Here is a 12627-nt window from a genome sequence, read left to right as displayed (position 1 = left end):
CCCTTACTTGAGATTCGAGTAGTACGCGGCCAGGTCGGCGATATCCTGGTCGGTCAAGCTGCCGGCGATGGCATCCATCGTGGGATGGCTGCGCGCGCCTTTCTTGTACTCGTTGAGGGCCGTTTCGATGTATTTGGCGTTTTGGCCAGCAATCATCGGAACATGGTAAAGCTCGGGAAACGATGCCTTGTAGCCTGGGATGCCATGGCAACCGATGCACATCGAAACCTTGTCTCGGGCATTCTGGACATTACCGACCGGCGCTGCGTCTGCAGCAACAGCCTGGCCGGCGATCGCACAGGACGCCATCGTGGCCAACACGGAAACCGTGTACTTCAGAGAGGTTCGCAACTTCATTGGAATGACTCTTCTTGGTATGGCTAAGGACTAGGGCCTGCTCACACGAAAAGGCCCTCTGCAAACACGTTGCGGGTGGAACCCAAAGCAAAACCGCCTGATTGTACGATAATTGCTCAGGATTAATACCTTGCGTTAGTGTTGATCCCAATCAAACCACAGAAGCCATCAGACCATGTCCGCAGCCCAGACCGCCTCCTCCGCCAAGCCAGTCCGCTTCGATGGCACCGACAGCTACGTCGCCACCGACGATCTCAAGCTCGCCGTGAACGCCGCCCTCACCTTGCAGCGCCCGCTGCTGATCAAAGGCGAACCCGGCACCGGCAAGACGATGCTGGCCGAGGAAGTGGCCCGCGCGCTGGGACGGCCGCTGCTGCAATGGCACATCAAGTCCACCACCAAGGCGCACCAGGGCCTGTATGAATACGACGCCGTCTCGCGGCTGCGCGATTCGCAGCTGGGCGACGAGAAAGTCCGCGATATCCGCAACTACATCGTGCAGGGCACGCTGTGGCAGGCGTTCCAGTCGCACGAGCCGGTGGTGCTGCTGATCGACGAGATCGACAAGGCCGACATCGAATTCCCCAATGACCTGCTGCGCGAACTGGACCGCATGGAGTTCCATGTGTACGAGACGCGCGAGACCATCTCCGCGCGCCACCGTCCGCTCGTCATCATCACGTCCAACAACGAAAAGGACCTGCCCGACGCGTTCCTGCGCCGCTGCTTCTTTCACTACATCCGCTTTCCCGATCGCGACACGATGCGCGACATCGTGGCGGTCCACTATCCGGATCTGAAGCAGGACGTGCTGCGCGCCGCGCTGGACACGTTCTTCGCGCTGCGCGATGCGCCCGGCCTGAAGAAAAAGCCATCCACGTCCGAACTGCTGGATTGGCTGCGCCTCTTGCTGGCCGAGGACGTCTCGGCCGCGCAGATCGACGCGCACACCGCCACCGCCGTGCCGCTGATGGCCGGCGCGCTGCTCAAGAACGAGCAGGACGTGCATCTTCTTGAACGCCTGGCGGCCATGACGCGCGGCGGCCAGCGCCGCTGATCCCGCATCCAAGGGCGGCACGCACATGCTGATCGACTTCTTCTATCACCTCCGGGCGCACAAGCTGCCGGTCTCGGTCAAGGAATACCTGACGCTGGTGGACGCCTTGCGCCAGGACCTGATGTCGCCCACGCTGGACGAGTTCTACTTCCTGGCGCGCGCCACGCTGGTCAAGGACGAATCGCTCTACGACCGCTACGACAAGGCGTTTGGCGCGTACTACCGCGGCATCGAGGCCGCGTTGCCCGCAGGCAAGGAGATCCCGCTCGACTGGCTCATCAAGCAGTTCGAAAAAAGCCTGTCGCCTGAAGAAAAGGCCGCCATCGAAAAGCACGGCTGGGACAAGCTCATGGAGCTCTTCAAGGAGCGCATGGATGAGCAGAAGGAGCGCCACGCGGGTGGCAGCAAATGGATCGGCACGGGTGGCACCTCGCCCTTCGGCAACGGCGGCTATCACCCCGAAGGCATCCGCGTGGGCGGCGCATCGGCCGGCAACCGCACGGCGGTCAAGGTCTGGGACATGCGCCAGTTCAAGGACTACGACGACCAGGTCGAACTGGGCACGCGCAACTTCAAGGTGGCATTGCGCCGCCTGCGCCGCTTCGCGCGCCAAGGCGCCGATCTGGAACTGGACCTGGACGACACCATCGCCAGCACCGCGCGCAACGCCGGCCATCTGGACCTGCGCATGGTCCCGGAACGCCACAACACGGTGAAAGTGCTGATGCTGCTGGACGTGGGCGGCAGCATGGACGACCACATCGGCCGCGTCGAGGAACTGTTTTCGGCGGCCCGCAGCGAGTTCCGCAACCTCGAGGTCTATTACTTCCACAACTGCCCGTACGAAAGCCTGTGGCAAAGCAACCGCCGGCGCCAGAACGAGCGCTTCGACACCTGGGACGTGCTGCGCAAGTACAACCCGGACTGGCGCCTGATCATCGTGGGCGACGCCACCATGAGTCCCTACGAGATCCTGCAGCCCGGGGGCTCGGTCGAACACTACAACAAGGAACCCGGCGCCGAATGGATGCGCCGGTTGCTGGACGCCTGGCCCAAGTCGGTGTGGCTGAACCCCGAGCCCACGGCCTCCTGGCAGTACCGCCAGTCCATTGCCTTGATGCGCGACATCATGCAAGACCGTATGTATCCCGTGACCGTCGCCGGCCTGGAGCAGGCGATGCGGATGCTGTCGAAGTAGAGGCCGAGGGCGCCAGCCGCCGATCTCAGCCGTCGACCGGGTTTTCCGGCGTGTTAAGCGTCAGCTGGTAAAAGGCCAGGTCGAGCCAGCGGCCGAATTTGAAGCCGGCCTCGCGGATGGTGCCGGCGTGCACGAACCCCAGCTTTTCATGCAGCCGGATGCTGCCCTGATTGGACGCGTCGATGCCGCCGACCATGACGTGCACGCCATCGGCGCGCGCCCGTTCGATCAGGAGGCCCATCATCGCCTCGCCCAGGCCGCGTCCGCGAAAGCGCCCGTCCACGTAGACGGAATGCTCGACCGAATACTTGAACGCCGGAAATGCGCGGAACGTGCCGTAGGTCGCGAACGCCATCAATTCGCCGTCTTCGTTTTCCAGACCCAAGACCGGAAAACCGCCCTGCTCCTTGGCCTGGAACCAGCCCTGCATCGCCTCGCGCGGCCGCGGCTTGTAGTCGTACAGCGCGGTGGAGTTCGCAATGGCGTCATTGAAAATGGCCAGGATCTGGTCGGCGTGGCGCGCGTGCGTGCACAGGACCAGGGTGCAGCCTTGCGGGGCGCGGAGTTCGGCGGGCGTTGTCATGGCCAGGATTTTAGCGACCGGGCCGGGCGCCGCCTACCGGCGTAAACGGGGCACAGGGCGAAAAAAAACCGGCGATGTCGCCGGTTCAGTGAAATGTTGCCGCTTCTGGCCACTCTCAGGCGGCGCGGCTCTCCACAGATCGATGCGCGCCGTTTCCCGCATGGCGCAAACCCGGGCACTGCCGCCATGCCAATTCGTCGGCGTCCATGTCCAGGTCGAACAAATCTTGCGCGGCGGGCCACGGATGGGAGCGCGCGGTGGCGCCCTCCATTTCAAGCACATGGCCGGCAAATCCGCGAGGCGATCCGCCGCACTCCGCGAAATACCGCTGGGAACTCAGGTCCACCACGTAGGTGGTCATGTCATGGGTCAATATGGCCACGTATTGGCCGTCATCACTGGCATAAGCGTACTGAAACTGTCCTTTGATGCCGTCGCCATTCAGGGCATTGCCGGTCAGTTGGGACAAGGCACGCGTGACGATCTCGGTCAGCATGGGTCGTTCCTCCGTAGAATGCGCCAGCAGGATGCCGGCGGCGAAGGCGCGAACGACAAGCACCGGCGCCGCGCTGCGGCGGCGTCTGGCGTTGGACGGGAAGCCGGTAAAACGGCTGTCGCGCATCCCGTCAGCAACAGCGAATGCGTGCTTAAAAGCTTACACCCGCGACCGGAACCGATTCAAATCCCCTGGGAAATCACAGTTGCTGCGCCGCAGCATCAAGCCGGATGCGGCTTCGCGCCGCTTATGCTGCCGCAAACACCGCACCGTCTGTAGCGCCCCCCGCGTCGCGCCGGCGGCGCCAGGCGTCCCGCCCGATGCGGTACAGCACATGGGCGCGCAAAGGATGGCCTGGCGGCACGGCGGGGTGATCGAAGGGCTGCGGGTCGGCCACCATGCCCAGGCGGTCCATTACGGTGCGGGACCGCTGGTTGTCCGTGGCGGTGAAGGCGACGATCTCATCCAGCGCGACCTGCTCGAAGCCCACGCCAAGGGCCGCGCCGGCCGCCTCGCTGGCGTAGCCCCGTCCCCAGAATGACTGCGCGAGACGCCAGCCGATCTCCACCCCGGGCGCAAAGGGCAACGCAGGCGCCAGCGGCTTGATGCCCACGAAGCCGATGAACGGCGCCACGCCGGGCGCTTCCACCGCCCAGAAGCCCCAGCCGTGCTCGTCGATGCCCGCGGCCAGCCTGTCGGCCAGGGCATCGCTTTCCTGGGGCGTGAGCGGCAGCAGGAACTGCGTCACTGTCGGGTCCGCGTTCAGGGCCGCAAAGGGCTTGCGATCGGAGGCCCGCCATTGCCGCAGCACCAGGCGGGGCGTTTGGACTTCGACGGTCAGGGACATAGCAATTTCCTCGGCATCGCGGCTGGCGCTTAAGCGATGCGGCGGCTTTGGAGGGAGGCCCGCCGCAGCGCCTGAACCATTGCCAACGTATACACTCCAACGGATTCTGCCATGCCAAAGGAATGATCCGCCATGCGCTTGTCCCTGTCGAAGCTGCCGCGCCCCCTGGGCGTGCTGCTGTTTTCCTCCTTCCTGGCCTTTCAGGCCGGAGCCGCCAGCCTGCCGGCCGGCGTCACGGAGGCCGCCTCGATCGAAGGCATCACCGAATACCGCCTGGCCAATGGCCTGCGGGTGCTCCTGGTACCCGACGAATCCAAGCCGTCCACCACGGTCAACATGACTTACCTGGTGGGCTCGCGCAACGAAAACTACGGCCAGACCGGCATGGCGCACCTCTTGGAACACATGCTGTTCAAGGGCACGTCCACCACGCGTAACGCGATGGGCGAGTTCTCGCGCCGCGGCCTGCAGGCCAACGGGTCGACTTCCAGTGACCGCACCAACTACTTCGCCAGCTTCGCGGCCAACCCCGAAACACTGAAGTGGTATCTCGGCTGGCAGGCCGATGCGATGGTCAATTCGCTGATCGCCAAGGAAGACCTGGACTCGGAAATGACCGTGGTCCGCAATGAAATGGAAAGCGGCGAGAACAGTCCTTTCCGCATCCTGATGCAGAAGATGCAGTCGGCGGCCTACCAGTGGCACAGCTACGGCAAGAACACGATCGGCGCCCGCTCGGACGTTGAAAACGTGGACATCGCGCAGTTGCGCGCCTTCTACCACGAGTACTACCAGCCCGATAACGCCGTGCTGATCGTGGCGGGCAAGTTCGACCCGCAGACGACGCTGGCGGACATCGAGGCCACGCTGGGCAAGCTGCCCAAGCCCGACCGCAAGCTGCCGCCGGAATACACGGTAGAGCCGGCGCAGGACGGCGAGCGGTCGGTGACGCTGCGCCGCACGGGCGGCACGCCGCTGGTCGCGGCGATGTATCACATCCCCGCCGGCGCCAGCGCGGACTTCGTGCCGTTCGACCTGGCCACCACGATCCTGGCCGACACGCCGTCGGGCCGTCTGTACCATGCGCTGGTTCCGACCAAGCTGGCCTCGGGCGTGTTCGGTTTCACGATGGAAAATCTGGATCCGGGACTGGCGATGTTCGCCGCGCAACTGACGCCGGGCAAGGACCTGGACGCGGCCATGACGGCGCTGACGGGCACGCTGGAGTCGCTCGACAAAAAGCCGTTCACGCAGCAGGAGCTGGACCGCGCGCGCAGCAAGTGGCTGACCTCGTGGGAACAGACCTACAGCGACCCCGAACAAGTCGGCGTCGCGCTATCTGAAGCGATCGCCGCGGGTGACTGGCGCCTCTTTTTCCTGCAGCGCGACCGCGCGCGTCAGGCCACGCTGGCCGAAGTGCAAAAGGCCGCGACGACCTATCTGGTGCAGAGCAACCGCATCGAAGGCCGCTACATCCCGACCGAAAAGCCGGTGCGCGCGCCGCAGACACAGCGCGTGGACCTCACGGCGGTGTTCAAGGACTACAAGGGCGATCCGGACTTCAAGGCCGCCTCGGCGTTCGATCCCTCGCCGGCCAACATCGACAAGCTGACAAAGCGCACGACGCTTGACCTGCCCAATGGCCCGGTGAAACTGGCGCTGTTGCCCAAGGCCACGCGCGGCAGCCGCGTGCAGGCGCAGATGCTGATTCAATTCGGCAACGAAAAGGACCTGCTGGGCCAACGCGTGAATTCCAGCGCGGCCGCCGACCTGCTGCTGCGCGGCACGGACAAGCTGACGCGCCAGGACATTCAGGACCGTCTGGACAAGCTGCAGGCCGAGCTGGGCTTTAGCGGCGGCGGCACGACGCTGAAGGTAGCGATGTCGACCAAGGGCGAAAATCTGCCCGAACTGACGGCGCTGGCGCTGGAGATCATCCGCAACGCCAGCTTCCCGAAGGAACAAGTCGAGGAATACCAGCGTCAGCTCGAGACCTCGATCCAGAACGCGATGACGGAGCCGTCGGCCCTGGCCAGCCGTACGCTGGCCCGCCACGACAATCCGTGGCCTGCCGACGACCTGCGTTACGTGCCGACGTTCGAGGAGTCGCTGGCCGGCGTGCGCGCGCTGAATCGCGAGGCACTGGCCAAGTTCCACGCGAAGTTCTACGGCGCGGGCGACATCGAGTTCTCGGCGGTGGGCGATTTCGAGCCGGAAGCGGTGGAAAAATCGCTGCGCGCGGGACTTGCCGGCTGGAAGAAGGCGCCGGCCTATACCCGCGTGCCAAACCCGTATCGCGACGTGCCGGCCAAGCAGTTCGACATCAATACGCCGGACAAGGCCAACGCGTTCTATCTGTCGCGCATGCCGCTGAAGCTGCAGGACACGGACGCGGATTATGCGGCGCTGTATCTGGCCAACTATCTGTTCGGCGCGTCGGAAACGTCGCGGCTGTGGAACCGGGTGCGCGAGACCGAAGGTCTGTCGTACAACGTGCGCAGCTCGCTGTCGGTATCGTCGTTCGAACCTGCCGCAAGCTGGAGCATCTATGCGATCTACGCGCCGCAGAACCGCGAGCGCCTCGAGAAGGCAATCAATGAGGAACTGGCGCGGGTCCTGAAGGATGGCTTCTCGGACAAGGAAATCTCGGAGGGCATCACGGCGCTGCTGAACTACCGCAATCTGGCGCGCGCGCAGGACGATGTATTGGCCAGCACCTGGCTGGACTATCTGGAGCGTGGTCGCACGTTTGCGTGGTCGGCCGAGATGGACAAGAAGATCTCTGCCTTGACGCCAGAGGCGGTGAACGCCGCGCTGCGCAAGTACGTGCGTCCGGACGGATTCAGCACGGCGCTGGCGGGTGACTTCAAGAAGCCCTGACGCATCGCCAATTGCAAAACCCCTGCTTCGGCAGGGGTTTTTTTTGCATAGTCGATTTGTTCCCCTGGAGCGGGAAGGCGGGAAATGGATTCAACCATTCCATTGATGGGGATAATTTGTCGTCCTGAATCTATTACTCGGTTATTTGGAAAGATGTTTTCAAGGAATAAGGGTTTATCCCAGGATGGATGACGAGGACAATTCAGTTCATCGGGAACAGCAAACGAACACGACGGAGCGCCGCCGGATTCGGTCCCCATTTACGACGAATTGGAGGTCTCATCATGAAAACCCTAGCCACTACCCTTTTCCTATCCCTGGCCCTGGCCGGTGTCGGCGCACAAGCCGCCGGCGTCGAGCAAGCAAAGAGCAGCGCCCAGGTGGCGACTGAACTGCACGAAGCGAAAGTCAGCGGCCAGTACACCTTCGGCGAGCTGGACTATCCGCCCGCCCTGCCCCAAAAGACCAGCCTGAGCTCGCAGGAAGTGCAAGCCCAGTTGCAACAGGCCAAGGTCAGCGGCCAATACACGTTCGGCGAATTGCAGTACCCGCCGGTCGCCGCCGCCACGGCCGCCGCGAAGTCGCGCGCCGATGTCCAGCAGGAACTGGCGCAAGCGAAGGCCAGCGGTCAATACACGTTCGGCGAGCTCGAATACCCGCCGATCAGCCGGTGAGCTGCTTGCTGTAGCCCGGCCGGCCTCGGGCGGCATCATGGCCTGAGGCCGGTATTTTCGGCATACATCGGCGGTTGAAGTAGCAGTAGTTGAAGTTGCAGTAGTTGCAGTTGTAGTTGAGGTAGCAGTTGAAGTTGCTGTGATGTAGTTGCAGTCAGCAGTTGAAGTTCGCAGTTGAAGTTCGCAGTTGAAGTTTGAAGTTGCTGGATTAGTAGTTGCAGTAGCAGTAGCGGAGAGGCCGTGGCGATGCGTCACGGTCTCTTTTTTTTTGCCGGTTCAGGACTGGCGGGGATCTGGGCTCTTATGGCGCCCGGCGCGGCCACGGCGCCCGGCGCGCGGGGCCACGATTGCGGTCCGGAGCCTTCGCTCCGGACTTCCCCTGCCTCATCCTCGTCATCGCCTACGGCGATTCCTTCGGATTCCGTTGGGCTTATCGACGCCCCACGCACCGGGCACCGCAGCCACACCGGGCTCGCGGTGTCGGAAACAAGACGGGCGTCGGGGCGGGTGGTTTGCTTGGCGTTTTTTTCGCGGTTTTAGTTGTTTGGAGGATCTTGCGGGGCCCGCGCTGCGTCGGCCGCGCGGGCGGCCTCGCAGCGCTTACGCGATGTGGTTCGGTTTCGGGTGCTCGCTGCGCGCGGATGGCAAGCTGCGGGAAGCTGGATCTGAGTACGGGGTGGCTGTATCCGGCGATAGTGGCTAGTGAATGCAGCGGGGTGTCAGCGACTGGCTCCGGCATCCGCATTCCGCATATCCGTAATTTTTAGAAACCCTTCGATTTCTTGGCTATTTGGAAGGTGGTTTCATGCGTGCGGGTTTATTCGAGTTTCTTACGGTACGCCGCATCGGCCCACTTGATATGGACTGGGTCGTGAGGCAGCGACGCAGGGCTCGATCTCTCTTAAAACAAACTGGAGCTCTCACACATGAAAATCCTGGCCACCACGCTGTTCTTTTCCCTGGCCCTGGCCAGCACCGGCGCACATGCGGCGGGCGCTGAACACGGGAAGTCCGGCTCTCAGGTCGCGGCCGAGTTGCAGGAAGCCAAGCTGACCGGCCAGTACACGTTTGGCGAAATGGACTATCCCGCCGCTTTGCCCCGCACCTCCGGCCTGACCGAACAGGAAGTGCGGGCCGAGCTTCAACAAGCCAAGGCCAATGGCGAATACACCTTTGGCGAACTGGATTACCCGCCGGTCGCTCGATAAGCAGCCGGATGTGGGCGGGCCGATATTGAAAGGCCCGAAAAAAAAGCCGCGACTCTCGTCGCGGCTTTTTTGTTGAAGATCGGCGTGATCAGCTGAAGAATTCCTTGACGCGGTCCGTCCAGGATTTGCTTTGCGGCGAGTGGCGGTCGCCGCCGTCGTTCAACGACGCTTCGAACTGGCGCAGGATGTTCTTCTGGTCTTCGCTCAGGCGCACCGGCGTTTCCACCACGACGTGGCAGTAGAGGTCGCCGGGGTAGCTGCCGCGCACGCCGCGGATGCCCTTGCCGCGCAGGCGGAAGGTCTTGCCGGACTGGGTGCCTTCGGGGATGGAGATCTCGGCCTTGCCGCCCAGCGTGGGCACCTGAAGTTCGCCGCCCAATGCCGCGGTGGTGAACGGGATGGTCAGCTCGCAGTGCAGGTCGTCGCCGTCGCGCTGGAAGATCTTGTGCTGCTTGATGTGGATTTCCACATACAAGTCGCCCGGAGGCCCGCCATTGATGCCGGGTTCGCCATTGCCGCTGGAGCGGATGCGCATGCCGTCGTCGATGCCGGCCGGGATCTTGACCTGGAGGGTCTTGTTGCGGCGGATGCGGCCAACGCCGTCGCAGGACGGGCACGGGTCGGTGATTTCCTTGCCGTTGCCGTGGCAGGTCGGGCAGGTTTGCTGGACGCTGAAGAAGCCTTGCTGCATGCGCACGGCGCCCGAGCCGCCGCAGGTGCGGCAGGTCTTGGGCGAGGTGCCGGGCTTGGCGCCGGAGCCGTGGCAGGTGTCGCAGTTTTCCCAGCTGGGGACGCGGATTTCCGTGTCGAAACCGGCGGCTGCCTGTTCGAGGGTGATTTCCAGCGCGTATTTGAGGTCGGCACCGCGGTACACCTGGGGACCTCCGCCGCGACGCCCGCCGCCGCCGCCGCCGAAGATTTCGCCAAAGATGTCGCCGAACGCGTCGGCGAAACCGCCGCCCATGCCCGCGCCGCCCATGCCGGCGGCATTGGGGTCGACGCCGGCGTGACCGTAGCGGTCGTACGCGGCGCGCTTTTGCTCATCGCCCAGGACCTCGTAGGCTTCCTTGGCTTCCTTGAACTTCTCTTCGGCTTCTTTGCTGTCCGGATTGCGGTCCGGATGGTATTTCATGGCCAGCTTTCGATAGGCCTTCTTGAGATCGTCGTCCGAGGCGTTTTTTGCCACGCCCAAGACGTCGTAATAGTCGCGTTTTGCCATGATCCGTGGGCTCGAAACCGAGCCTTCTTTTCAGTGCTACAGAATGAGTTCGCCCGGTAGGCGGATTTCTCCGGCTACCGGGCGGCAGAGGCAGGTCAGCGCCCGGCCATTATTGGTCGCGCTTGACTTCCTTGAAGTCGGCGTCGACGACGTTGTCGTCCACCGGCTTCGCGTTGTCGGCCGCTTGCTGCTGGCCGGCGGCTTGCTGCGCCTGCATGTCGGCGTACATCTTTTCGCCGAGCTTTTGCGATGCGGTCGACAGGGCTTCCACCTTGGCGTCGATCGCGGCCTTGTCGCCTTCCTTCAGCGTGTCTTCCAGGTCCTTGATGGCGGCTTCGATGCTTTCCTTTTCGGAAGCTTCGAGCTTGTCGCCGTACTCGGTCAACGACTTGCGGGTGGCATGCACCAGCGCATCGGCCTGGTTACGCGACTGGGCCAGTTCGGCAACGCGGTGATCTTCCTCGGCGTTGGCCTCGGCATCCTTGACCATGCGCTGGATCTCGTCTTCCGACAGACCCGAGTTGGCCTTGATGGTGATCTTGTTTTCCTTGCCGGTGCCCTTGTCCTTGGCGGACACGTGCAGGATGCCGTTGGCGTCGATGTCGAACGTGACTTCGATCTGCGGCATGCCGCGCGGCGACGGCGGGATACCTTCGAGGTTGAACTCGCCCAGGGCCTTGTTGCCCGCAGCGATTTCGCGCTCGCCCTGGAACACCTTGATCGTCACGGCCGGCTGGTTGTCGTCGGCGGTCGAGAACGTCTGCGAGAACCGGGTCGGGATCGTGGTGTTCTTCTGGATCATCTTGGTCATGACGCCGCCCAGGGTTTCGATACCCAGGGACAACGGCGTGACGTCCAGCAGCAGCACGTCCTTGCGGTCGCCCGACAGCACGGAGCCCTGAATGGCGGCGCCAGCGGCGACGGCTTCATCGGGGTTCACGTCCTTGCGCGGATCCTTGCCGAAGAATTCCTTCACCTTTTCCTGAACCTTGGGCATGCGGGTCATGCCGCCGACCAGGATCACGTCGTCGATGTCGGAGACCTTCACGCCGGCGTCCTTGATGGCGACGCGGCAGGGCTCGATCGTGCGTTCGATCAGTTCTTCGACCAGCGCTTCCAGCTTGGCACGCGTGATCTTCAGGTTCAAGTGCTTGGGACCGGAGGCATCAGCCGTGATGTACGGCAGGTTGATTTCGGTCTGCTGCGCGGACGACAGTTCGATCTTGGCCTTTTCGGCGGCTTCCTTCAGGCGTTGCAGCGCCAGCACGTCCTTGGACAGGTCAACGCCTTGTTCCTTCTTGAACTCGGCAATGATGTAGTCGATGATGCGCTGGTCGAAGTCTTCGCCGCCCAGGAAGGTGTCGCCGTTGGTCGACAGCACTTCGAACTGCTTTTCGCCGTCCACGTCGGCGATTTCGATGATGGACACGTCGAACGTGCCGCCGCCCAGGTCATAGACAGCGATCTTGCGGTCGCCCTTTTCGGTCTTGTCCAGGCCGAACGCCAGCGCCGCGGCGGTGGGTTCGTTGATGATGCGCTTGACTTCCAGGCCCGCGATGCGGCCGGCGTCCTTGGTGGCCTGGCGCTGGCTGTCGTTGAAGTAGGCGGGCACGGTGATGACGGCCTCGGTCACTTCTTCGCCCAGGTAGTCCTCGGCGGTCTTCTTCATCTTGCGCAGCACGTCAGCCGACACTTGGGGAGGCGCCATCTTCTTGCCGCGCACTTCAACCCAGGCGTCGCCGTTGTCGGCCTTGACGATGGCGTAGGGCATCAGGTTGATGTCCTTCTGCACTGCCTTTTCTTCGAACTTGCGACCAATCAGGCGCTTCACGGCGTAGAGCGTGTTGCGCGGGTTGGTCACGGCCTGGCGCTTGGCAGGCGCGCCGACCAGAGTCTCGCCGTCATCCATGTAAGCAACGATGGAGGGGGTGGTGCGAGCACCTTCGGCGTTTTCGATGATCTTGACCTGCCCGCCGTCCATGACAGCCACGCAGCTGTTGGTCGTTCCCAGGTCAATGCCAATAATCTTGCTCATGGTGGGTTACCTTGATTATTAAATCTATGAAAAATTGGGGAAAACTGCTTGTCCCCCCATAACTGGGGCTGCC

General features: G+C 63.1%; 11 protein-coding genes. 5 read left to right on the top strand and 6 right to left on the bottom strand.

What is annotated here, in order from left to right; genetic code table 11:
- Positions 1-3: 3 nt before the first annotated feature.
- A complete protein-coding gene (locus tag ASD87_RS11520) occupies positions 4-357 on the bottom strand; it encodes a cytochrome c (protein WP_056321309.1) in 354 nt (117 codons plus the stop codon).
- A gap of 175 nt (positions 358-532) precedes the next feature.
- Here ASD87_RS11520 and ASD87_RS11515 point away from each other — a divergent pair, with 175 nt between their 5' ends.
- A complete protein-coding gene (locus ASD87_RS11515; protein WP_056321308.1) occupies positions 533-1414 on the top strand; it encodes a MoxR family ATPase in 882 nt (293 codons plus the stop codon).
- 25 nt (positions 1415-1439) lie between these two features.
- A complete protein-coding gene (locus ASD87_RS11510) occupies positions 1440-2612 on the top strand; it encodes a VWA domain-containing protein (protein ID WP_056321305.1) in 1173 nt (390 codons plus the stop codon).
- Between the two features lie 25 nt (positions 2613-2637).
- Here ASD87_RS11510 and ASD87_RS11505 read toward each other — a convergent pair whose 3' ends face one another.
- From ASD87_RS11505 to ASD87_RS11495, 3 genes are all read right to left on the bottom strand, one after another.
- Entirely contained in the window at positions 2638-3195 is a 558-nt protein-coding gene (locus ASD87_RS11505; RefSeq protein ID WP_056321301.1) for a GNAT family N-acetyltransferase, read from the bottom strand.
- A gap of 115 nt (positions 3196-3310) precedes the next feature.
- On the bottom strand, positions 3311-3691 hold the full coding sequence (locus ASD87_RS11500; RefSeq protein WP_056322693.1) for a hypothetical protein: 381 nt from the start codon (positions 3689-3691) through the stop codon (positions 3311-3313).
- 247 nt (positions 3692-3938) lie between these two features.
- The gene (locus ASD87_RS11495; protein WP_056321298.1) at positions 3939-4538 is read right to left on the bottom strand and encodes a GNAT family N-acetyltransferase; all 600 of its coding nucleotides are present in this window, start codon (positions 4536-4538) and stop codon (positions 3939-3941) included.
- Positions 4539-4670: 132 nt separating this feature from the next.
- Between ASD87_RS11495 and ASD87_RS11490 the strand changes: the two genes are divergently transcribed.
- The 3 genes from ASD87_RS11490 (at position 4671) to ASD87_RS11480 (ending at position 9300) form a co-directional block, all read left to right on the top strand.
- Positions 4671-7418 (top strand): pitrilysin family protein, encoded by a 2748-nt coding sequence (locus tag ASD87_RS11490; protein ID WP_056321297.1) that lies wholly within the window; start codon positions 4671-4673, stop codon positions 7416-7418.
- Between the two features lie 284 nt (positions 7419-7702).
- Entirely contained in the window at positions 7703-8092 is a 390-nt protein-coding gene (locus ASD87_RS11485) for a DUF4148 domain-containing protein (protein ID WP_056321292.1), read from the top strand.
- Positions 8093-9018: 926 nt separating this feature from the next.
- Positions 9019-9300 carry a DUF4148 domain-containing protein gene (locus tag ASD87_RS11480; protein WP_056321290.1) on the top strand — a complete coding sequence of 94 codons (282 nt, stop codon included), beginning with the start codon at positions 9019-9021 and terminating at the stop codon, positions 9298-9300.
- 88 nt (positions 9301-9388) lie between these two features.
- On the opposite strand, the gene dnaJ is transcribed toward ASD87_RS11480, so the two are convergent.
- Together dnaJ and dnaK are read right to left on the bottom strand one after the other, a co-directional pair.
- Complete coding sequence (dnaJ, locus tag ASD87_RS11475) at positions 9389-10519, bottom strand: molecular chaperone DnaJ (RefSeq protein ID WP_056321287.1); 1131 nt, start codon at positions 10517-10519, stop codon at positions 9389-9391.
- Positions 10520-10628: 109 nt separating this feature from the next.
- The gene (dnaK, locus tag ASD87_RS11470; protein ID WP_056321286.1) at positions 10629-12554 is read right to left on the bottom strand and encodes a molecular chaperone DnaK; all 1926 of its coding nucleotides are present in this window, start codon (positions 12552-12554) and stop codon (positions 10629-10631) included.
- Between the last annotated feature and the right edge of the window lie 73 nt (positions 12555-12627).

The sequence above is a fragment of the Achromobacter sp. Root170 genome (genome assembly GCF_001428165.1).
Lineage (GTDB): Bacteria > Pseudomonadota > Gammaproteobacteria > Burkholderiales > Burkholderiaceae_B > Achromobacter > Achromobacter mucicolens.
This window is presented reverse-complemented; position numbering and strand designations above follow the sequence as displayed.